Origin of the sequence: Microbacterium songi (assembly GCF_042747925.1) — a bacterium.
Classification (GTDB): domain Bacteria; phylum Actinomycetota; class Actinomycetes; order Actinomycetales; family Microbacteriaceae; genus Microbacterium.
Genome location: NZ_JBHZIE010000011.1, coordinates 196,823 through 218,103, shown reverse-complemented (window position 1 = coordinate 218,103; position 21,281 = coordinate 196,823). Strand labels below are relative to the sequence as shown.

At 69.9% G+C, this 21,281-nt stretch carries 19 protein-coding genes; 10 read left to right on the top strand and 9 right to left on the bottom strand.

The window, feature by feature from the left end; translation table 11 throughout:
- The first annotated feature begins 104 nt into the window (after positions 1 to 104).
- On the top strand, positions 105 to 1,115 hold the full coding sequence (locus ACFM35_RS14860; protein ID WP_378843428.1) for a LacI family DNA-binding transcriptional regulator: 1,011 nt from the start codon (positions 105 to 107) through the stop codon (positions 1,113 to 1,115).
- Positions 1,116 to 1,145: 30 nt separating this feature from the next.
- On the opposite strand, the gene ACFM35_RS14855 is transcribed toward ACFM35_RS14860, so the two are convergent.
- Positions 1,146 to 2,141, bottom strand: coding sequence for a LacI family DNA-binding transcriptional regulator (locus ACFM35_RS14855; RefSeq protein WP_378843425.1), 996 nt, complete (start codon positions 2,139 to 2,141; stop codon positions 1,146 to 1,148).
- A gap of 121 nt (positions 2,142 to 2,262) precedes the next feature.
- Between ACFM35_RS14855 and ACFM35_RS14850 the strand changes: the two genes are divergently transcribed.
- Genes ACFM35_RS14850 through ACFM35_RS14825 form a run of 6 tightly spaced genes read left to right on the top strand, consistent with a single transcriptional unit; the run spans position 2,263 to position 9,167 of the window.
- On the top strand, positions 2,263 to 2,622 hold the full coding sequence (locus tag ACFM35_RS14850; RefSeq protein WP_378843423.1) for an L-rhamnose mutarotase: 360 nt from the start codon (positions 2,263 to 2,265) through the stop codon (positions 2,620 to 2,622).
- Complete coding sequence (rhaI, locus tag ACFM35_RS14845; protein ID WP_378843421.1) at positions 2,619 to 3,785, top strand: L-rhamnose isomerase; 1,167 nt, start codon at positions 2,619 to 2,621, stop codon at positions 3,783 to 3,785. Before ACFM35_RS14850 ends, rhaI begins: the two co-directional genes overlap by 4 nt.
- 6 nt (positions 3,786 to 3,791) lie before the next feature.
- Positions 3,792 to 4,709 (top strand): alpha/beta hydrolase fold domain-containing protein, encoded by a 918-nt coding sequence (locus ACFM35_RS14840; RefSeq protein ID WP_378843418.1) that lies wholly within the window; start codon positions 3,792 to 3,794, stop codon positions 4,707 to 4,709.
- Positions 4,706 to 6,742, top strand: coding sequence for a bifunctional aldolase/short-chain dehydrogenase (locus tag ACFM35_RS14835; protein WP_378843416.1), 2,037 nt, complete (start codon positions 4,706 to 4,708; stop codon positions 6,740 to 6,742). The genes ACFM35_RS14840 and ACFM35_RS14835 overlap by 4 nt, the downstream gene beginning before the upstream one ends.
- On the top strand, positions 6,739 to 8,175 hold the full coding sequence (locus tag ACFM35_RS14830; protein ID WP_378843414.1) for a rhamnulokinase: 1,437 nt from the start codon (positions 6,739 to 6,741) through the stop codon (positions 8,173 to 8,175). The genes ACFM35_RS14835 and ACFM35_RS14830 overlap by 4 nt, the downstream gene beginning before the upstream one ends.
- A complete protein-coding gene (locus tag ACFM35_RS14825) occupies positions 8,172 to 9,167 on the top strand; it encodes a serine hydrolase domain-containing protein (protein WP_378843412.1) in 996 nt (331 codons plus the stop codon). Before ACFM35_RS14830 ends, ACFM35_RS14825 begins: the two co-directional genes overlap by 4 nt.
- A gap of 24 nt (positions 9,168 to 9,191) precedes the next feature.
- Here the strand turns inward: ACFM35_RS14825 and ACFM35_RS14820 are convergent, their stop codons facing one another.
- From ACFM35_RS14820 to ACFM35_RS14810, 3 genes are read right to left on the bottom strand one after another with little or no spacing between them, the layout of a single operon-like run.
- Positions 9,192 to 10,037, bottom strand: a complete 846-nt coding sequence (locus tag ACFM35_RS14820) for a transglutaminase family protein (protein WP_378843410.1) — start codon at positions 10,035 to 10,037, stop codon at positions 9,192 to 9,194.
- The gene (locus ACFM35_RS14815) at positions 10,034 to 10,966 is read right to left on the bottom strand and encodes an alpha-E domain-containing protein (RefSeq protein WP_378843408.1); all 933 of its coding nucleotides are present in this window, start codon (positions 10,964 to 10,966) and stop codon (positions 10,034 to 10,036) included. The genes ACFM35_RS14820 and ACFM35_RS14815 overlap by 4 nt, the downstream gene beginning before the upstream one ends.
- Complete coding sequence (locus ACFM35_RS14810) at positions 10,960 to 12,633, bottom strand: circularly permuted type 2 ATP-grasp protein (protein ID WP_378843406.1); 1,674 nt, start codon at positions 12,631 to 12,633, stop codon at positions 10,960 to 10,962. The genes ACFM35_RS14815 and ACFM35_RS14810 overlap by 7 nt, the downstream gene beginning before the upstream one ends.
- Before the next feature lie 165 nt (positions 12,634 to 12,798).
- Here ACFM35_RS14810 and ACFM35_RS14805 point away from each other — a divergent pair, with 165 nt between their 5' ends.
- A complete protein-coding gene (locus ACFM35_RS14805; protein WP_378843622.1) occupies positions 12,799 to 14,349 on the top strand; it encodes a molybdopterin-dependent oxidoreductase in 1,551 nt (516 codons plus the stop codon).
- A gap of 14 nt (positions 14,350 to 14,363) precedes the next feature.
- Here the strand turns inward: ACFM35_RS14805 and ACFM35_RS14800 are convergent, their stop codons facing one another.
- Both ACFM35_RS14800 and ACFM35_RS14795 read right to left on the bottom strand, forming a co-directional pair.
- Positions 14,364 to 15,170, bottom strand: a complete 807-nt coding sequence (locus ACFM35_RS14800; RefSeq protein ID WP_378843404.1) for a zinc-ribbon domain-containing protein — start codon at positions 15,168 to 15,170, stop codon at positions 14,364 to 14,366.
- Between the two features lie 45 nt (positions 15,171 to 15,215).
- Positions 15,216 to 15,476: a hypothetical protein gene (locus tag ACFM35_RS14795; RefSeq protein ID WP_378843402.1), complete on the bottom strand. Its 261-nt coding sequence runs from the start codon at positions 15,474 to 15,476 to the stop codon at positions 15,216 to 15,218.
- A gap of 67 nt (positions 15,477 to 15,543) precedes the next feature.
- On the opposite strand from ACFM35_RS14795, the gene ACFM35_RS14790 reads away from it, so the two are divergent.
- Positions 15,544 to 15,861 carry a hypothetical protein gene (locus ACFM35_RS14790; protein ID WP_378843400.1) on the top strand — a complete coding sequence of 106 codons (318 nt, stop codon included), beginning with the start codon at positions 15,544 to 15,546 and terminating at the stop codon, positions 15,859 to 15,861.
- A 17-nt stretch (positions 15,862 to 15,878) separates the two neighbouring features.
- On the opposite strand, the gene rocD is transcribed toward ACFM35_RS14790, so the two are convergent.
- Complete coding sequence (gene rocD, locus ACFM35_RS14785; protein WP_378843398.1) at positions 15,879 to 17,108, bottom strand: ornithine--oxo-acid transaminase; 1,230 nt, start codon at positions 17,106 to 17,108, stop codon at positions 15,879 to 15,881.
- The gene (ddaH, locus tag ACFM35_RS14780; RefSeq protein WP_378843396.1) at positions 17,105 to 17,986 is read right to left on the bottom strand and encodes a dimethylargininase; all 882 of its coding nucleotides are present in this window, start codon (positions 17,984 to 17,986) and stop codon (positions 17,105 to 17,107) included. Before ddaH ends, rocD begins: the two co-directional genes overlap by 4 nt.
- A gap of 286 nt (positions 17,987 to 18,272) precedes the next feature.
- Between ddaH and ACFM35_RS14775 the strand changes: the two genes are divergently transcribed.
- Positions 18,273 to 20,342, top strand: a complete 2,070-nt coding sequence (locus ACFM35_RS14775) for an MDR family MFS transporter (protein ID WP_378843394.1) — start codon at positions 18,273 to 18,275, stop codon at positions 20,340 to 20,342.
- 42 nt (positions 20,343 to 20,384) lie between these two features.
- On the opposite strand, the gene ACFM35_RS14770 is transcribed toward ACFM35_RS14775, so the two are convergent.
- Positions 20,385 to 21,248, bottom strand: coding sequence for a GTP-binding protein LepA (locus ACFM35_RS14770; RefSeq protein ID WP_378843392.1), 864 nt, complete (start codon positions 21,246 to 21,248; stop codon positions 20,385 to 20,387).
- Positions 21,249 to 21,281: the final 33 nt, after the last annotated feature.

The following is a 21,281-nucleotide window of genomic DNA, read 5'->3' as shown; positions in this document are numbered from 1 at the left end:
TCTGAATCGATTCAGGCTCGATTCATGGTTACTGTAGACACCACTCAGTCGCCGGGTCAAGTCTCGAATTGGACACGGCGGAGCGCCCGGGCGAAGGAGCACACATGGCGGCGAGCATCAGAGACGTCGCAGACGCGGCGGGCGTCTCGGTCGGCACCGTGTCGAACGTGCTGAATCGTCCCGAGACCGTCTCGTCCGACTCGGCTGAGCGTGTGCTGGCCGCGATCGACCGCCTCGGGTACGTCCGCAACGACGCGGCGCGGAAACTTCGAAACGGCATCAGCACCACGGTCGGCTTCGTGGTCCTCAACGGCCAGAACCCGTTCTTCAACGACGTCGTCCGCGGCGCCGAGGATGAGGCGTCCCGTCACGGCATCGCCATCCTCTACGGCAACACCGACGAGGACTCCCGCCGCGAGCGGATGTACCTCGATCTGTTCGAGGAGCAGCAGGTGCGCGGCGTCCTGATCAGCCCCTACGGCGACATCCTGCCTCGACTGGAGAAGCTGCGCTCGCGCGGCATCCGTGCCGTTCTCGTCGACCGCTTCGGCGGGACGAGTCGCTTCAGCTCGGTGTCGGTCGACTCCGTCGCCGGCGGACGCATGGCCGTCGAGCACCTCATCGCCACCGGGCGCCGGCGCATCGCCTTCGTCGGAGGGCCGATGGACATGCGGCAGGTCACCGATCGGCTCGCCGGCGCCCGCGTCGCGGCCGAGAACGTCCTCGAGAACGTCGAACTGGAGGTCGTGTCCACCGAGGCCATGACGGTGGAGGAGGGCGTGCGGGCCGGCGCACGTGTGCTCTCACGCCCGCGTCGCGACTGGCCCGACGCGATGTTCGCCGCCAACGACCTGATCGCCATCGGCCTTCTGCAATCCCTCGCGGTGGGAGGACGGATGCTGGTCCCCCGCGACATCGCGCTGATCGGCTTCGACGACATCGCGTTCGCGGCCGGTGCCGCCGTGCCGATCTCGTCGATCAGCCAGCCGCGCGGGATGATCGGGCGGACGGCTCTGCGGACGCTCCTGGAGGAATGCGAGGACCCGGAGCTCATCCCCCGGCAGACCGTGTTCCAGCCCCAGCTCGTCGTCCGCGGCTCCACCTCGCCGCGCTGACCGGCGTCGGCCACCGCCGGACCGCAGCCGTCATCCGCCCGTCGATGCCCGAACGACCAGTTCGGGCCGGAAGCGCACGTGCCGGGGAGGCTCGCCGGGATGCTCCAGCGTCTCGAAGAGAAGGTCGACCGCGGTCGCCCCGATCTCGCGGGCGGGCTGCCGCACGGAAGACAGCGGTACGACGGTGGACTGTGCGAAGTCGATGTCGTCGTACCCGATGATCGCGACATCCTCGGGAACGCGCACCCCGCCGAGGATCGCCGTTCCCTGCAGCACGCCGACGGCGAGAAGATCGTTCGCGCAGAAGACGGCGTCGGGGCGGTCGGCGGGCGATCTGGCCGCGATCGCCTCGCCCGCCCGGCGCCCGTGCAGGACGGTCAGGGCTTCGAGCTCGATGACCTCGAGCGATGCGTCCGCCTCGACCGCGAGCGCGCGGCGCGCGCCCTCCAGACGGTCGGCGACCTGGCGTATCGACAGCGGGCCGCCCACGAACGCAATGCGCCGACGTCCGAGCCCGAGCAGATGCGCGACCGCGAGAAGCCCGCCCTCGACGTCGTCGACCGCGACGGAGGGGAGCTCTCCACCGGGCAGCTCACCGTCCACGAGCACGAGCGGGATCCCGGCATGGGTGAGCATCGTGCCGGCGATGTCGTTCGGGATGAGAAGCACCCCGTTCACCCGCTGCTCGCGGAACAGGTCGAGGTACGCCGTCTCGCGCGCAGAGTCCTGGTCGCTGTTTCCGAGGAGCACCGACACTCCGGCGGCGGCCGCGCGCTCCTCAGCACCGCGCGCGAGATCGGCGAAGAACGGGTTGGCGCTGTCCAGCACGATCAGGCCGATGCTGCGGCTCCGTCCCGCGCGCAGCTGCCGGGCGGCGTCGTTGCGCACGAAGCCGAGCTTGTCGATGGCGGCCTGCACGCGGGCGACGGTCTCGGGCGCGACCTTGTCGGGGCGATTGAGCACGTTGGAGACCGTGCCGACCGAGACGGATGCCTCGGCCGCGACATCCTTGACATTGACTGACACGAGGACCCCACCTTGACGAACTGCTTCCCCGACACTATCGTTTGAAACGATTCACCGACACGTGCCGCGCACGAACGTCGACGCCGTTCCATCCCGCCCGCAGGGCTCACACAGGAGTGACATGACCCGCATCGCGTTCCAGCTGGAGGTGCGCCCCGAGCTGGTCGAGGAGTACATCGCCCGACACAGCCCCGTGTGGCCGGAGATGCTGGCGGAGATCGCCGCCTCCGGGCGCCGGAACTACACGATCTTCCTCGGCGAAGGCGGCCGCCTGTTCGGCTACTACGAGACGGACGACGACGACGCCGCGCGCTCGTACCTCGCCGCATCCGCCGTCGCCGCGCGATGGGAGGCCGAGATGGCCGGCTTCTTCCTCGGGGCGGGGGGACGCGTCGATCAGACCGCCGTGCCGCTCACCGAGGTCTTCAATCTCCATGACCAACTGACCGCATCCGAGTCCCCCGAAAGCAGCGCATCGTGAGCATCCTGTCGCCCGAGATCCAATCCACCCTCCAGAAACAGGCCATCGAGCTGCCCTCCTGGGCGTTCGGCAACTCCGGCACGCGCTTCCGCGTGTGGACCACCGAAGGCACCCCCCGTGACCCGTTCGAGAAGATCGCGGATGCCGCGGAGGTCAACCGCGTGACGGCTCTGGCCCCGTCCGTCGCGCTGCACATCCCGTGGGACCGGGTCGATGACTTCGGCGCTCTCCGTCGTCACGCCGAAGACCTCGGGGTGACGCTGGGTACCGTCAACTCGAACACCTTCCAGGACGAGGACTACAAGTTCGGAGCCCTCACGCACGAGGATGACCGGATCCGGCGCAAGGCCGTCGACCACCACCTCGAGTGCATCGATGTCATGGACGCCACCGGCTCGCGCGACCTGAAGATCTGGCTTGCCGAGGGCTCGAACTACCCCGGCCAGACCGACATGCGCGCCCGCCAGGATCGCCTCAACGACTCGCTGCGCTCGATCTACGAGCGCCTCACGGGCGAGCAGCGACTCGTACTCGAGTACAAGTTCTTCGAGCCGTCGTTCTACCACACCGACGTCCCCGACTGGGGAACCTCGTACGCGCAGGTGGCCACCCTCGGCGAGCGCGCCATGGTGTGCCTCGACACCGGCCATCACGCGCCCGGCACGAACATCGAGTTCATCGTCATGCAGCTGCTGCGACTCGGCAAGCTCGGCTCGTTCGACTTCAACTCGCGCTTCTACGCGGACGACGACCTCATCGTGGGGGCAGCCGATCCGTTCCAGCTGTTCCGCATCCTCGTCGAGGTCATCCGCGGGGGCGGCCTGAACAACCCTGACGTCGCCTTCATGCTCGACCAGTGCCACAACATCGAGGCGAAGATCCCCGGCCAGATCCGCTCGGTGCTCAACGTGCAGGAGATGACCGCTCGCGCGCTGCTCATCGACCACGCCGCACTGGCGGCCGCGCAGTCGGCGAACGACGTGCTCGCAGCCAATGCCGTCTTCATGGACGCCTTCTACACCGACGTGCGCCCGGCGCTGGCCGAGTGGCGCGCGTCGCGCGGTCTCCCGGCGGATCCCATGGCGGCATTCGCCGCATCGGGCTACCAGCAGAGGATCGAAGCCGACCGCGTGGGCGGCACCCAGGCCGGCTGGGGTGCGTGAATCCGCATGACCCCCCTCAGCGACACCGCCACCGTCGACGTGTCCGATCGCGAGATCGACGGACCGCACGGCCCGCTGACGCTGCGCGTCTATCTTCCTGAGGCCTCGGCCGGCCCCGGGCTGGTCTGGGCGCACGGCGGCGGTTTCGCCGGCGGCGACCTCGACATGCCCGAGGCCGACGGGGTCGCCCGAGAGCTGGCTGCGCGCGGAATCGTCGTCGTGTCGGTCGACTACCGGCGCGCGCCGCTGCCCCAGGTGTGGGCCGAAGCGACGGGTGCGAGTGCGACGGGTGGCGTGCACTACCCCGTCCCTTCCGACGAGGTCGCCGCCGCGTTCCACTGGGCCGCCGCAGCCGATCCCGCAGCGCACCTCGCCTCCGGGCCGTGGGCGATCGGCGGCGCCAGCGCCGGCGGCAATCTCGCGGCGGGGGCGACCCTGCGGCTCATCCACGACGGCGGACCTGTACCCGCCCTCGCGGTCCTCGCCTACCCGACGCTGCACGCGGTGCAGGCGGCTCCGGATGCTGAGCTTCGCGCGGCGCTCGACGCGAATCCCGACGCCGACCGGTTCGGCCCCGCCGCCGTGCTCGGAATGTACGAGAACTACCTCGGCGGTGCCGTCCAGAACCCCGAAGTCTTCGCGGTCCCCGGTGGCGCCTCGGCGGAGCAGCTCGCGCTGTTCCCGCCCACCATCATGATCAACGGCGACGTCGACCAGCTGCGCGTGTCCGGCGAGGCCTTCGCCCGCGCCCTCTCCGAGGCGGGCCGCGAGGTCGACGTCTCCACAGAGCCCGGCACGATGCACGGCCACCTGAACCGACCCGACGAGCCCGCGGCATCCCGGTCCCTCGATCGCTTCGCCGCCCGCATCCTCGCCCTCGCCCCTCCTGCTTCCACCCCCGCCACTGAAGGAATGCCCTCATGACGAATCCGACCGTCGCCGACCTCGTCGCGCGCTCCAACCGCCTCGGCTCCGACCCGAAGAACACCAACTACGCCGGCGGCAACACGTCCGCGAAAGGGACCGAGACCGACCCCGTCACCGGCGAGCCGGTCGAGCTGCTGTGGGTCAAGGGATCTGGTGGCGATCTCGGCACGCTCACGGAGGGGGGCCTCGCGGTGCTCCGCCTCGACCGGATGCGCGCGCTCGTCGACGTCTACCCGGGCGTCGACCGCGAAGACGAGATGGTCGCGGCGTTCGACTACTGCCTGCACGGCAAGGGCGGTGCCGCCCCCTCGATCGACACGGCCATGCACGGACTCGTCGACGCCGCACACGTCGACCATCTGCACCCCGACTCGGGGATCGCGATCGCCACGGCGGCGGATGGCCCCGAGCTCACGACGAAGATCTTCGGCGACAAAGTGGTGTGGGTGCCCTGGCGCCGGCCCGGCTTCCAGCTCGGTCTGGACATCGCGGCCATCACGTCCGAGAACCCGCAGGCGATCGGCTGCATCCTCGGCGGACACGGCATCACCGCATGGGGCGACACCTCCGCCGAGGCCGAGACGAACTCGCTCTGGATCATCGACACCGCCGCCGCCTACATCGCCGAGCACGGCGCCGCCGAGCCGTTCGGTCCGGCCCGCGCCGACTACGCGCCTCTGCCCGAAGACGAGCGCCGCGCCAAGGCCGCCGCCCTCGCCGGCACGATCCGCGGCATCGCTTCGCACGACAAGCCCATGGTGGGTCACTTCACCGATGCCCCGGAGGTGCTCGAATTCCTCGCATCGGCCCGCGCTGAAGAGCTCGCGGCACTCGGGACGAGCTGCCCCGACCACTTCCTGCGCACGAAGGTCAAGCCGATGCTGCTCGACCTCCCGGCCGACACATCGATCGAGGCATCCGTCTCCCGCCTGAAGGAACTGCACGAGGCGTACCGCGCCGACTACACCGCCTACTACGACGCGCACGCGACGCCCGAGAGCCCCGCGATGCGCGGGGCGGATCCGCTGATCGTGCTCGTTCCCGGCGTAGGCATGTTCAGCTACGGCGCCAACAAGCAGACCGCGCGCGTCGCCGGGGAGTTCTACCTCAACGCGATCAACGTGATGCGCGGTGCCGAGGCACTCTCGACCTACACGCCCATCTCGGACGCCGAGAAGTTCCGCATCGAGTACTGGGCGCTCGAGGAGGCGAAGCTGCGCCGCATGCCGAAGCCCAAGACCCACCAGGGGCGCATCGCGTTCGTGACGGGCGCGGCGTCGGGCATCGGCAAGGCGATCGCCACCCGGCTCGCGGCAGAGGGCGCGTGCGTCGTCGTCGCCGACCTCGACCTCGAGAAGGCGCAGGCGGCTGCGGCCGAGCTCGGGAACACCGATGTCGCGATCGGCGTGGCCGCGAACGTCGCCGACGCCGCGGGGGTGCAGGCGGCGATCGACGCGACCGTGCTCGCGTTCGGCGGCGTCGACCTCGTCGTCAACAACGCCGGGCTCTCGCTGTCCAAGCCGCTGCTGGAGACCACCGAGAAGGACTGGGACCTGCAGCACGACGTGATGGCCAAGGGTTCGTTCCTGGTGTCGAAGGCCGCAGCGCGCGTGCTGATCGACCAGGGCATGGGCGGCGACGTCATCTACATCTCCTCCAAGAACTCCGTGTTCGCGGGGCCCAACAACATCGCGTATTCGGCCACGAAGGCCGATCAGGCCCACCAGGTGCGCCTGCTCGCGGTCGAGCTGGGCGAGCACGGCATCAAGGTCAACGGCATCAACCCCGACGGCGTCGTCCGCGGCTCGGGCATCTTCGCGGCGGGCTGGGGTGCGAACCGCGCCGCGACCTACGGCGTGAAGGAAGAGGATCTCGGTCAGTACTACGCGAACCGTACGATCCTCAAGCGGGAGGTCGTCCCCGAGAACGTCGCCGATGCGGTCTACGTCCTCACCGGCCCCGAGCTCACCCGCACGACCGGACTCCACATCCCGGTCGACTCGGGTGTCGCCGCGGCCTTCCTGCGATGACCGGAAGACGGACTGCAGGCACCGTCGCGGCGGTCGACCTCGGCGCGACGAGTGGGCGGGTGATCGTGGGCCGCGTCGGGCCGGACACCCTCCAGACGACGCAGCTCGCGCGCTTCGCGAACGAGCCGGTGCAGACCGCGGACGGCCTGCACTGGAACCTCGTCGGCATGTACGGCTCGGTGACGAACGGGCTCCGGGAGGCGTTCCGCTCCGATCCGTCCGTGGCGAGCATCGGCGTGGACTCCTGGGCAGTCGACTACGGCCTGCTGCGCGACGGGCGCCTGCTCGGAGAGCCGTTCCACTACCGCGATGCGCGCACCGCATCGGGCGTGGCGAACACCCACGAGCGGATGTCGCACGCCGAGCTCTTCGAACGGAACGGTCTGCAGTTCCTTCCCTTCAACACGCTCTACCAGTACGCGGCCGAGCCGCCCGAGCTGCTCGACTTCGCCGACACGGCGCTCCTCGTCCCCGACCTGATCGGCTACTGGCTGACCGGCGAGGCGCGGGCGGAGCAGACGAACGCCTCGACCACCGGGCTGCTGCGCGTCCTCGACGGCACGTGGGACGACGCGCTCATCGCAGCGCTGGGCGTGCCGCGCCGCATCCTCCCCCCTCTCATCGCCCCGGGCGAGCGTGTCGGCGCGCTGCGCGGCGACGTCGCCGCGACGCTCGGCGCCTCCCGCGAGGTGCAGGTCACGGCGGTCGGCTCGCACGACACGGCTTCGGCCGTCGTCGCCGTGCCGATGCGGGCGGATGCCGCGGCCTACATCTCGTGCGGCACATGGGGCCTGGTCGGGGTCGAGGTCGACCACCTCGTGCTCACCCCGGCGGCACTGGCGGCGAACTTCACCAACGAGGGCGGGGTGGACCGTCGCGTCCGCCTGCTGCACAACGTGATGGGCCTCTGGATCCTGAGCGAGGCCGTCCGCGGCTGGGAGCGCGCAGGACACCCGATCGACCTCCCGACCCTGCTGGACTCGGCCGCGGAACTGGACGCCCCCGCGGCGGTGTTCGACGTCAACGACCCGCGGTTCCTGCCTCCGGGCGACATGCCGGAGCGCATCGACGCGTGGTGCGCCGAGCACGACGTCGCCCCGCCCCGCACCCGCGCGGAATACGCGCGCTCGATCGTCGAGTCGCTCGCGCAGGCGTTCGCCGACACCGCGGTCCTCGCCGGCACACTCGGCGGCGTGGACGTGCGGACGATCCACATCGTCGGCGGCGGGGCCCTGAACACGCTGCTCTGCCAGCGGACGGCGGATCGCGCCGGTCTGCCGGTGCTCGCCGGTCCCGTCGAGGCAACGGCGCTCGGCAACGTGCTGATCCAGGCCCGGGCGATGGGCTTCGTCTCGGGCTCGCTGGAGGCGCTCCGCGATCTCGTCGCGCGCACGCACGCACCCACCCGCTACGAGCCGCGAGCCTCGCGATGACCGGGTACGCCGCCGCGTTCGATTGGGCGCGCCGCCATGTGCGCGACGGACGGCTGCCCACGGCGGTGCTCGGCATCGCCACCGCGGAGGGCACGGTCGCCCTCGACGCGTTCGGGGCCACCGGCGACCGCGCGGCGAGGATCGACGACCACTACCGACTGTTCTCGATCACCAAGACGCTCGTCGGACTGACCGCCGCGCGCGCGATCGAACGCGGGCTGCTGACGCCGGAGACGCCGCTGTCCTCGGCCATCGACGGCTTCGGGTCGGACCGCGACGACATCGTGCGGCTGCGCCATCTCGCCGCCCACACCTCGGGCGTCCCCGAGCCGCATCTCGACACGGCCGTGCCGCTGCGCGACGTGCTGCGCGCCGGTGGTCGGGACTTCGCGGCGGGCACGATGTCGCGCTACTCGTCGGTCGCGTTCGAGGGCATCGCCGCGCTCCTCGAGCATGCGACGGGTCGCACCTGGGACGAGGGTGTCGCCGAATGGGCGGCCGCGGTCGGCGCGGACGGCCTGACACTGGACGAGTCGGCGCATCCGCACGAGATTCCGGATGCCGCGGCATCCGGAATCGACATCGCCGCCATGGCCCGCCTCCGGCATCCGGGCGCGGGCGCGATCGGGCGAGCCGCGGACCTGCTGGCCCTCGGCACCGATCTGCTGCGGACGCACGAGACGGGAGGCGCGGGCGGCTCGGTCGTCCGGCCGGCCACCCTGGCGATGATGCGGCGGCCGCTCACGGGCGCCATCCCGCGGATGGATCCGTATCCCGCCGAGCGCGGACAGGACTGGGGCTTCACGTGGAATCTGCGCACCCGGGCCCCGGGCCTGATCGATCGCGACGTCTACGGGCACGGCGGGTGGTCGGGCACCGAGTTCTGGGTGCACCCGACTGCGGGCGTCGCCTACGTGCTGCTCACGAACCTCGCAGCGCGTCCGGGAGTCGACGCCGACGAGCTCGACAACGCCGTGGTGGCCGCGCTCTGACCGGAGCCGACGTCCTCGCGCGCCTCACGCCTCACGCGTGATCGTCACCTTCACGTGCAGCTGCGACTTGTGCGGCCCGGCGTACACGCCGCGGAGCGGCGGGACGTCGGCGTAATCGCGACCGCGGCCCACGAGCACGTGGCGATCGCCGATCTCGCTGCTGTTCGTCGGGTCGTAGCCCTGCCACTCCCCCACGAACCACTCGACCCACGCGTGCGACTCGCCCCGGACGGCCTCGCCGACGGCGGCGTTCGCCTTCGGGTGCAGGTAGCCGGACACGTAGCGCGCCGGGATGCCGACCTCGCGGAGGGCGCCCAGGGTGATCTGCGTGATGTCCTGGCAGACGCCTTTCCGCGCCTCCCACGCTTCACGCGCCGTGGATCCGACGCCGGTCACCCCGAACATGTACTCGACCGAGTCGCCGATCGTCGACGCGATCGCCCGCGCCGCCTCGCCGGGCTGGTCGTACTGGGCCGCGATGGAGCGCGCCAGCTCCGCCACCTCGGGATGCGGCTTGGTGCGCGCCGACTGCCCGAGCTGCTCGACCGTCGAGATGCCGCGGGCGGCCGCCATCTTGAGGCGATCCCACGTGATCTCGACGTGATCGATCGGCCGAGGGCGCACCTCGACGAGGCTGCGGGCGGTGATCTGCAGCTGGCTGTGCGCCTGCAGCACGTCGAACGACGCGACGCGGGTGCCGAAGTAGTCCACGTACTGGTTGACCGACGACGTCGGGTCGATCTCGAGGGCGGAGCTCAGCACGAACTGGCTGTCGGTCGAGCTCGGCAGCATCCGTGCCTCGTTGTATGACGCCGTGACGTCGCCCTTGTAGGTGAAGCCCGTCTGGTGCTCGATGCGCAAGCGCTTCATGAGGTCTCTCCGATCCAGCTCGGCTCCGCCAGTGTCGGGAAGAAGCGGTCGCGGATCGCGACCGATGCCTCACGGGTCACCGTCTGCACCCGCTCCATGTGCAGGGGCAGCTCGCTGAGGATCTCTCCGATCGGGCGGTACTCCAGGTCGTTGCGGATCCGCCCGAGCGCCCGCAGCACCGTGTTGGAGTGCCCGACGCGGTCGGCCCGCGGGTCGATCGCGCTCATGCACGCCTCGGCCGTCTGGATCGAGTAGATGATCGAGCGGGGGAAGAGGCGGTCGAGCAGCAGGAACTCGGCGGCGTTCTGCGCGCTCGGCATGCCGCGGTAGGTGCGCAGGTACGCCTCGTACGCGGCGCACGATCGCAGGATCGTCGTCCAGGAAGGACCGGATGCCTCGGTCAGCGACCGTGTGGCCAGCAGGCGGGCGGTCATGTCCGCACGCTCGATGCTGCGGCCGAGCGTGAAGAACTGCCACGCCTCGTCACGGCTCGTCGAGGAGTCCATGATGCCCACAGCGAGTGCCGAGCGCTCCCGCACCCATTTGAAGAAGTCGTGCACCTTGTCGGTCTGCAGTCGGCGCGGCATCCGGGAGTATGTCGTGTTGAGCACTTCCCACAACTCGGTCGAGACGATCTCGCGGGCGCGCCGCGCGTTCTCGCGGGCCGCCTGCAGCGAGTAGGCGATCGCCGCCGCGTTGGCGCGATCGACGGCGAGCAGCTGCAGCACGTCCTCCCGCCGCACCTTGACGAGGCCCTCGGGTGCGGACGTCCCCATCACGCTGAGCAGCGAGCGGCACGCCGTGTCCTCGTCGATCCACGGGTCTTCGAGGAGCAGCTGCAGGTGCGTGTCGAGGATGCGCGCGGTGCCGTCGGCGCGTTCGACGTATCGTCCGATCCAGAAGAGCGACTCGGCGATGCGGCTCAGCATGAGGACTCCTCCCGCCCCTGCTGCTGTTGCTGCTCCTGCTGCTCGTGCGCTCCGCCCGGGTCCTGCGGGGAGTGCGTGACGGGCGGCTGCGCGTCGTAGATGATCGGGATCGCCTGCGTCGGCGTGGCCTGCTCGGCGACGAGTTCGGCGATGTCCTGCGAGCGCTCGTACTCGACGTTGCCCGGCGCGGCACCGCCGACGATCCAGGTGTCCTTCGATCCGCCGCCCTGGCTGGAGTTGACCACGAGCTCTCCTTCGGGCAGAGCGACGCGGGTGAGTCCACCGGGCAGCACCCAGATGTCGTCGCCGTCGTTGACCGCGAACGGGCGCAGGTCGGCGTGGCGCGGGCGCATCCCGTCCTCGACCAGCGTCGGGATCGTCGAGAGCATGACGACGGGCTGGGCGATCCAGCCGCGCGGGTCGGCGCGGAGCTTCTTGCGCAGCTTGTCGAGTTCGGCGGGCGAGGCATCCGGCCCCACGACCAGGCCCTTCCCACCCGACCCGTCGACGGGCTTGACCACGAGCTCGTGCAGGCGGTCGAGGACCTCCTCCAACGCGCCCGGGTCCTCCAGCCGCCATGTGTCGACGTTCTTGATGAGGGGCTCTTCGGCGAGGTAGTAGCGGATGAGATCGGGCACGTAGGTGTAGAGCAGCTTGTCGTCGGCGACGCCGTTGCCCACCGCATTGGCGATCGTGACGTTGCCGAGGCGGGCGGCGAGCATGAGGCCGGGGGCGCCGAGCATGGAGTCGGCGCGGAACTGCAGCGGGTCGAGGAAGTCGTCGTCGAGCCGGCGGTAGATCACGTCGACGCGCTTGAGCCCGCGCGTCGTGCGCATGAAGACCTTGCCGCCCGCGCAGAGCAGATCGCGGCCTTCGACGAGCTCGACGCCCATGAGTCGCGCGAGCAGCGTGTGCTCGAAGTAGGCGGAGTTGAACACCCCCGGGGTGAGCACGACGACGCTCGGATCCTCGATGCCGGCCGGAGCCGCGGCGCGGAGTGCGGCGAGCAGCTTGTTGGGATAGTCGCCGACGGGGCGGACGCGCATCGAGACGAAGAGCTCGGGCAGGGTCTGCGCCATCACACGGCGGTTCGAGATGACGTAGCTCACGCCGCTGGGGACGCGCACGTTGTCTTCGAGGACGCGCATCTCGCCGTTCTCGTCGCGGATCAGGTCGATGCCCGAGACCTGGATGCGCACCCCGTTGGCGCTGTGGATCCCGGCCGCCTGGCGATAGAAGTACTGCGACGATGCGATCAGTCCGGCGGGCAGCACGCCGTCGCGTACGCAGTGCTGGTGACCGTAGGCGTCGTCGAGGAACGCCTCGAGCGCGCGGACGCGCTGCTTGACGCCGGCTTCGACGCGCGCCCACTCGTCATAGGCGATCACGCGCGGCACGGCGTCGAGCGGGAACGGGCGTTCCTCGCCCGCGAAATCGAACGTGACACCCTGGGCGAGATACGAGCTGGCGAGCGATTCGGTGCGTCCGCGCAGCTCTTCCTGCGTCATCTGCGCGAGCGCGCTGTACAGCTCCTTGTAGGCCTCACGGGACTGCGCCGGGGCACCCGGATGCTCGGACCCGCCGAACATCTCATCGAACGCGGGGATGCCGCTGACCGTCTTGCGCGGCGCCAGCGTGGAGCCGTACCCATCGAACAGATCGCCCATGCGACGAGCCTAGTAGGCGGCGTGTTGCCGGAGTGTTTCCGAAGCCGGGCGGGTGTCGGGGCGCTTCTCGAGCGGATGCCGCACCCTGCGCACGGCCCGTTTCACGGCGAATCGAGAGGTCCCGACCGCCGCATCCTGACGCGTCCGGCCTAGCCTGAGAGCGTGATGACCCCGACTGAGGTGCGCTCGAGTCCCGCCGACGTGCGCACGGGACGACGACGACTCGTGACCGGCTCGATCGCCGGCGTCGCCGCGGTCGTCCTGGGCGCGGGTCTCGGTGAGCTGACCGCTGCGATCCTCTCCCCCGGCTCCAGTCCGTTCGCCTCGATCGGCTCCGCGATGATCGACCTCGCTCCGGCCTGGGCGAAAGATACCGCGATCGCCCTCTTCGGCACGAACGACAAGGCGGCTCTGCTCGTGGGCATCGCCATCGTGCTCCTCGTGGTCGCGGCGGGTGCCGGGGTCCTCGAGCGGGTGCGACCCCCCTGGGGTCGCGCGGTCGTCCTCCTGGTCGGTCTCGCGGGGGCGATCGCCGCCATGACGCGAGCCGACTCCGGCCTGCTGTCGTGGGTCCCGTCGGCGGTCGCCGGGGTCGCGGCATCCGTCGTCCTGTGGTTCCTGCTGCGTCCGGATGCCCCGCCCGCGCCCCAGGGTGAGGACCGACGCAACTTCCTCGCGTGGAGCGGAGGCACGATCGCGGTGGGGGTGCTCGCAGCCATCGGCGGCTCGGCACTGCGTGCCGGTACGCGCTCGGTCGAGGCGGTGCGTTCAGCCCTCAGACTTCCGGCGCCCGCGGTCGTGGCGCCCGCCGTGCCCGCCTCGGCGAGCCTGAACGTGGAGGGGCTCTCGCCCGTCATCACGCCGAATGCCGACTTCTACCGGATCGACACGGCGCTGATCGTGCCGCAGCTCGACACGGCCGGCTGGAGTCTGCGCATCTACGGAATGGTCGAGCAGGAGGTGACGATCACGTGGGACGAGCTGCTCGCTCTGCCGCTCGAGGAGAGCTACACGACGCTGACGTGCGTGTCGAACGAGGTCGGCGGTGATCTGATCGGCAATGCGCTGTGGCTCGGATATCCGATCCGCGAACTGCTGAAGCGGGCCGCCCCGACGAGCGATGCCGACATGGTGCTGTCGCGGTCGAGCGACGGGTTCACGGCCTCGACGCCGATCGAGGCGCTGACCGACGACCGAAATGCGATCCTCGCCGTCGGCATGAACGGCGAGCCCCTTCCCGCCGAGCACGGCTTCCCCGTGCGGATGGTCGTGCCCGGACTGTACGGCTACGTGTCGGCGACCAAGTGGGTGACCGAGCTGCAGGTGACGCGGTTCGCGGATGCACGCGGCTACTGGACCGATCGCGGGTGGTCGGATCGCGGTCCGATCAAGCTCGAGTCGCGCATCGACGTGCCGCGGGGAAACGCCCCGGTCGGTGCGAGCGTGATCGCCGGCGTGGCCTGGCACCAGCACGTGGGCGTGTCCGGCGTCGAGGTGCAGGTCGACGACGGCGCCTGGCAGCAGGCCACCCTCGCGACCGCGATCTCGGATGACACCTGGGTGCAATGGAGCCTGCCGTGGGACGCCTCGTCCGGCGCGCACACCATCCGCTGCCGCGCCACGAGTGTCGACGGCGAGGTGCAGACCCCCGACCAGGCTCCCCCCGCGCCCGACGGTGCGACGGGCTGGGACGAGGTCACCGTCCAGGTGATCTGACCCGGCGCCGTGCCTCACCGGAGGTAGGCGTCCACCATCAGCGGCCCACGCACGTCGCGCAGCACGTCGATGAGCATCTCGACCCCGCGCTTTCCGACCGATGCGAGCTGCAGGTCGTGGGGGCCGAGCGGCTCCAGGCGGCCCGTGCGGACCCGCACGACCTCCCAGCCCGAGGCGCGCAGCAGCGTGTCTTTGCGACGGTCGGCGACTTCGCGCTGACCGACGTGCTCCAGTCCGTGCCTGCCGGGGGTGTCGTACTCGATCACGACCCGCAGTTCGGGGAGCAGGATGTCGGGCCATACCTCGCGGTGGCGGAAGAACGGGCGCCCCACCTTCACCGCGTTCATCCCGTGGGTGACCGCGAGGCGGGCGGTGAGCTCGGCCCGCAACCGCGCTTCGGCCGCCGATGCCGGCTTCGGCGCGCACCGCGACACGAACGCCTCCCCGACGGGCAGGGGTGGCGTCTTGTCGCACACGGCCGGCGCGGGCCTCTTCGCGCGGGCCCCCGCCCGGGGCGGCACGGCCAGCGCCGTGCAGTCGGGGCACCAGGCCGACCGCCGGCGGACGCGGCCGGGCCGGTTGCGCTGCTCATCGGGCGTCGCCGCGAATCGGTGGCCGGCTTCGCACTGCCAGCACAGGAGCACGTCGGCGGCCGGCGGGATCTGAGTGAGGGTGATGCCCGCGTTCAGATCGGGGTGGTACTGCCGGATCAGCGCGGGGTAGCCCGCCCACGCCTCGCGGTACGTTCCCACCGGGTACGGCACCTCCGCGCCCCGCGAGAACTGTCTGCGCGCCCACCACAGCTCCACCCGTTCGGCCATGGATCAGGAACGTACCGACGGCCACCGACAGCGGGACCCGGGAGCTCAGTCGTACGCCCGGTGCACGTGCCAGTGGTCTTCGCCGCGATGCACGTCGAACACATAGGTCTCGCCGTCGGGGTCGGTCGCCTGGAAGCGCCACCCGTACAGCCCCTTCCGGTGCTCGAGCGGAACGCTCCACACCGATTCGCGCAGCCGCGTCGGCGTATCGGTCACCCGCCACCTCCGCCCGGCGTAGAACATGCGGGTCGGAACGTCGTTGACCATCCATAGGGTCAACTCATGCTCGATAGTCGTTTCGCTCATAGCGGTTAACAATAGAACAGGTGTTCGAATCGGTCTAGTCTCGATGACGTGCCCGAAAGGAGGCTCGATGGGCACCAGCCGACGCTACGCCGCGCATTACGACCGGCTCATGGACGACCGCATCGTGCAGCGAGTGGCCGAGACATCCGGCCCTCTGCAGTGCCTCCGCAAAGAAGAACTCGAGCTCGATCACGCGGCCTTCACCCGCGACCCGCAACCCAAACCCGTCCGCGCGTGGGTGCGGTTCGGCGAGACGCCGCTGCTCGTCGACGCCGAGGCGTGCAGCTGGACGGCGCATGCCGTCGCCATCCGATTCACGATCGCGGGCCGCGAGTTCAAGACGTGGGTGTGGTCGTCCGCCGTCCGCGAAGCGCCCCCGCGATGAGCACGCGCATCTCATCCTCAGCCCGCGAGCACCACGCGGAGCTGCTCGACGGCCCAGTCCAGCTCGGTCGCGCGCACGATGAGCGGCGGAGCGATGCGGATCGTCTGCCCGTGCGTGTCCTTCACGAGCACCCCGCGCCCGAGCAGCCGCTCGGCGACCTCGCGCCCCGTTCCGACCGCGGGATCGATGTCGACTCCGGCCCAGAGGCCGGCGACGCGCACCGCCGTGACGCCGTGACCGATGAGCCCCTCGAGCTGCGCGGCGAGGTGCTCGCCCAGCGCGGTCGCGCGCTTCTGGAACTCGCCGGTCGCGAGCATCTCGACGACCCGGGTGCCCACCGCGGCCGCCAGCGGATTCCCGCCGAAGGTCGAGCCGTGCTCGCCCGGGCGGATCACACCGAGCACCTCCCGGTCGGCGACGACGGCGGAGAGGGGCAGGATGCCGCCGCCCAGCGCCTTTCCGAGGAGATAGACATCGGGAACCACGTTCTCGCGATCGCACGCGAACGTCGTGCCGACGCGTCCGAGCCCGGATTGGATCTCGTCGGCGATGAACAGCACGTTTGCTCGCGTGCAGATCTCGCGAACGGCCTGCAGGTAGCCCTCGGGCGGGATGACGATACCGGCCTCCCCTTGGATGGGCTCGATCAGCACCGCCGCGGTGGACGGGGTGATCGCCGCCTCCAGCGCCGCGGCATCCCCGAACGGCACGTGCACGAAGCCCGGCCCGTACGGACCGAAGTCGTCGCGGGCCTGCGGGTCGTCGCTGAAACCCACGATCGTCGTCGTGCGGCCGTGGAAGTTGCCGTCCGCGACGACGATGGTCGCGGCATCCGGAGCCACGCCCTTCGTGCGATAGGCCCACGCGCGCGCGACCTTGATGCCGGTCTCGACCGCCTCGGCGCCGGTGTTCATCGGCAGCACCAGATCTTTGCCGCAGAGGTTCGCCAGCGCCCCTGCGAAGGGGCCGAGCTGGTCGTTGTGGTACGCCCGGCTCGTCAGCGTGAGGCGTTCGAGCTGCTCGCGGACGACCGCGAGGATGGCCGGATGCCCGTGCCCGAAGTTGAGCGCGGAGTAGGCCGCCAGCAGGTCGAGGTAGCGCTTGCCCTCGACGTCGGTGACCCACGCACCCTCGCCCTTCGCGATGACGACGGGGAGCGGGTGGTAGTTGTGCGCGAGGTGGTCCTCTTCGGCGCCGATGACGCGGATCGTGCCCGTGCTCAGCGCCGGCGAGTGCGCGGGAGTCATTTTTCCGCCCCGCGCAGCTCGAGGGTGCAGCACTTGATGCCGCCGCCGCCGAGGAGGAGCTCCGACAGGTCGACCTTGATCGGGTTGTAGCCGCGCTCGCGCAGCTGCTGCTCGAAGCCCTTCGCCCGGGGGGAGATGATGACGTTGTAGCCGTCGCTGGAGGAGTTGAGTCCGAAGACCGAGCCGTCCTCGTCCGAGACCCGGATCGCGTCGGGGTAGCGCTCCGCGAGGATCGCCTGGCTGGCCTCATCGAACGCGCCGGGCAGGTACGCGATGTTCGCGTGCTCGACGCCGCCTTCGCCCTGCACGGGGTCGAGCACCGCGATCGCGGTGTCGAGGTGGTAGAACCGCGGATCCGTGAGCGTCAGCGACACGACCTCGCGTCCGAAGATCTCGCCGATCTCCCGATGCGAGTCTCCCGTCGAGCGAAAGCCGGTTCCCGCGAGGATCGCCTCGCCGACCAGGAGGAAGTCGCCTTCGCCCTCGTTGACCTCCGCGGGGGCGCGCACGTCGTAGCCGTTCGCGGCGAACCAGTCCATGAACGCGGGGCCCTCGGGACCGCGCTCGCGGAAGCGGAACTTCGCGCCGTAGGCGACGTTGTCGATCAGGAACCCGCCGTTGGCGGTGTAGACCATGTCAGGCAGGCCGATGATGGGATCGATCAGCTCGACCTCGTGCCCGAGCTGCACGTACATGTCGTACAGGTCCTGCCACTGACGGACGGCCTTGGCCGTATCGGTCGGATTGGCCGGCTCCATCCACGGATTGATCGTGTAGCTGACCGTGAAGTGCTCGGGCCGGCACATGAGATAGCGGCGGCGCTGGGCGATCCGGGGCTGATCGGTCCGGGACGGGTCGGTACGGGTGGGCGTCGTCATGACTTCTCCTTGCGGGAGGGACGGGCGGACGATGTCCAGAGGCCCGGCGGCCCCTCCCTGCGCTGCTCGCGGGAGCGGTGCGAAGAAGGGCGATTCCGGGCACGCCGGGTTCATTCTGGCACGTTCCCCCGGCGATACCGCCGTGAAACCGGTGCCGCGGGAATGCGAGAAGCGCTAATGTTGGTTGACCTGCGACAACGACTTCACTTCCGTGGTCGCCGCGATCGCGCAGAGCGCCGCCCCTTCCCGTTGAACCCTGCTTCCCGCTGAACCCCGATGAGGACCGATGTCAGACGTCGCTGAAACCCGCCACCCGAAAACCGACGGCACGCACACGGTGATGACCCACCGCATGATCATGTTCGTCATCGTCGGCCTGATGGCGGGCATGTTCCTCTCCGCCCTCGATCAGACCGTCGTGGGCACGGCGATCCGCACGATCGGCGACGACCTGAACGGCCTCAGCCTGCAGGCGTGGGTGACGACCGCCTACCTGATCGTCTCGACGATCTCGACGCCGATCTACGGCAAGCTGTCCGACATCTTCGGTCGTCGACCGCTGTTCCTCATCGCGATCGTGATCTTCATCATCGGCTCGATCCTCGCGAGCTTCTCGACCTCGATGATCGAGCTCGCCGCCTTCCGCGCCGTACAGGGCCTCGGGGCCGGCGGCCTCATGTCGATGCCGCTCGCGATCATGGGCGACATGCTCGCGCCACGTGAGCGCGCGAAGTACCAGGGCTACTTCCTCGCCGTCTTCGGCATCTCGAGCGTCATCGGCCCCCTCGTCGGCGGCCTGTTCGCGGGCGCCGACCAGATCCTCTGGATCGCCGGCTGGCGCTGGGTGTTCCTCATCAACGTGCCGATCGGCATCGTCGCCCTCGGAATCGTGTGGCGGTTCCTGCACATCCCCCGGCAGTCGCGGCACTCGGTGCGGATCGACTGGTGGGGCGCGACGTTCGTCATCATGGCGCTCGTGCCGCTGCTGCTCGTCGCCGAGCAGGGCCGCGAGTGGGGCTGGGGCTCGGGCATCGCCATCGCGTGCTACGTGATCGGCGCCATCGGCGTTCTGGCTTTCGTCATCGCCGAGACCCTCATGAAGGACGACGCGCTCATCCCGTTGAAGCTCTTCCGCTCGTCGACGTTCTCGATGGCGACGATCATCGGCGTGCTGGTCGGCTTCGGCATGTTCGGCGCGATGCTCACCCTCCCGCTCTACCTGCAGCTCGTGCTCGGCTCCTCGCCCACCGAGAGCGGCTTCCAGATGCTGCCGATGATCCTCGGCCTCATGATCGCCTCCATCGGCAGCGGTCAGATCATCGCCCGCACCGGGCGGTACCGCATGTTCCCCATCCTCGGCACGGCGCTCATGGCGACCGGCTTCCTCATCCTGACCTTCATGCGGTATGACACCCCGTACTGGTACCTCGCCGCCGCGATGCTCGTCATCGGCCTGGGCCTGGGCCAGCTCATGCAGACGCTCACGATCGCCAGCCAGAACTCGGTGGGGCTCCGCGACATGGGCGTGGCCACGAGCGCGTCGACGTTCTTCCGTCAGATCGGTGGAACCCTCGGTACGGCCATCCTGCTGTCCCTGCTGTTCACGCTCATGCCGACGAACATCACCGGTTCCTTCGCCGACCGCGCGACACTCACCGGCGCCCTCGACGCCGCCCTCGACCCGGCGACGTCGTCGGTGCCCGCCAACACCGCGATCATGGACGAGGTGTATGCGCCGATCGTGACGCAGGCGACGGACGCCACGACGGCGCAGATCCGGGACGGGCTGACGCAGGCGACGGATGCCGCGACCCAGGCGGTCGCCGACAAGGTCGCGGCGGGCGAGATCCCCGCTGCCGCGCAGGCGACGGCGACGGCGACGGCCGTCGCGGAGGCGCAGTCCGCCGCCGCGGCCCAGATCACCGAGCAGATCCCGGTCGCGAGGATCGGCGCCGATGGGTCCGTCTCGCTCGACTTCTCCGACGAGGCGCAGCGCACGGCCTTCGTGGACACCCTCGCCGACACGCTCGAGGACCAGTTCACTTCCGGGCAGTCGGGCGAGTCCGTGGGCTCGTCGACGCTCGATGACACGTCGTTCCTGGTGGGCGCCGACCCGCGTCTCACGAAGCCCTTCCTCGTCGCGTTCAATCAGTCGGCCGTGTCGGTCTACTGGGTGGCGATGAGCGTCGTGCTGCTCGCGTTCATCCTGTCCCTCTTCTTCAAGACGCCTCCGCTGCGCGCGAAGTCGGCACTGCAGGAGGCGGCCGACGAGAAGCGACAGCAGGAGCGCGAAGAGAACGAAGAGCTCATCGGAGCGAACTCGGCGACCACCGCGGGCTCACTGATCGTCCCGTAGTCGGTCGCGGCTCCGCACGGCGCGAAGGCGCTGCGCGAGAGGTCAGCCGAAGCCGCGTTCGCGGTAGAGGTCGATGCTCTCGCGCAGTGCCTTCAGCACGTACGGCGGAAACTCCATGCCCCGGTGGTCGGCCCAGAGCAGCTGGGCCTCGATGCGGCCGACCTCACGGGCGTACTTCTCGAGGTCGTCGGCGAAGCCGAGAGCCGTCGCCACTCCGCCCATCTGCGCGCGATAGCGGTCCTGACCGTTCGTCCCCACGAGGTTGTAGGTCTTCTCACGCAGCACGCGGGCGAGGTAGAGCTGCCACGGCTTGAGATCGCCGCTCTGCACGAGCGCGGTCGCCGACATCCGGTAGAACGCGAAGTGCCCGGGCTCCTGCTGCTTGATCGGGGTGATGATCGTCTGCGAGATCGCCGACTCCCCGAGCCGCCGCATGCCGTCGTTGATGATGTTGTACGCCAGCACCGCCTGACGTTCCGTGCTGGCACCGGTGAGGTAGTAGAGCAGGCGGGCGATGTCCTGGATCTGCGAGAAGTGGGCGAGGGCGCCCATGATCTTCATCTTGAGGGAGACCTCGAGCTCGGGGGCGGCGGCGGGGCGCCCCAGGTCCTGCTGCAGGCGATCGAGGATCAATCCGTGCTGGATCTCCTGCGGCTGCCAGACATCGGCGTAGAACATGCGGTCGACCTCGGTGACGTCGGGGAGCAGCACGAGCAGCTCGAGCACGTTGCGATCGACTTCGAGCTCGACGCGGGCGAGGTAGTCGATGACGTGGCCGTATTGCGCATCGACGGCACGCGCATCGCGGATCTCACGATCGACGGAGGCGAGCGCGATCGGCGGGTACTGGTCACCGAGTCGCTGGACGTGCTCCAGGATGCGCTGCTGCGTGATCGCCTCTGCCACATGTTCATGTTCCCACCCGCCACCGTTGGGGGT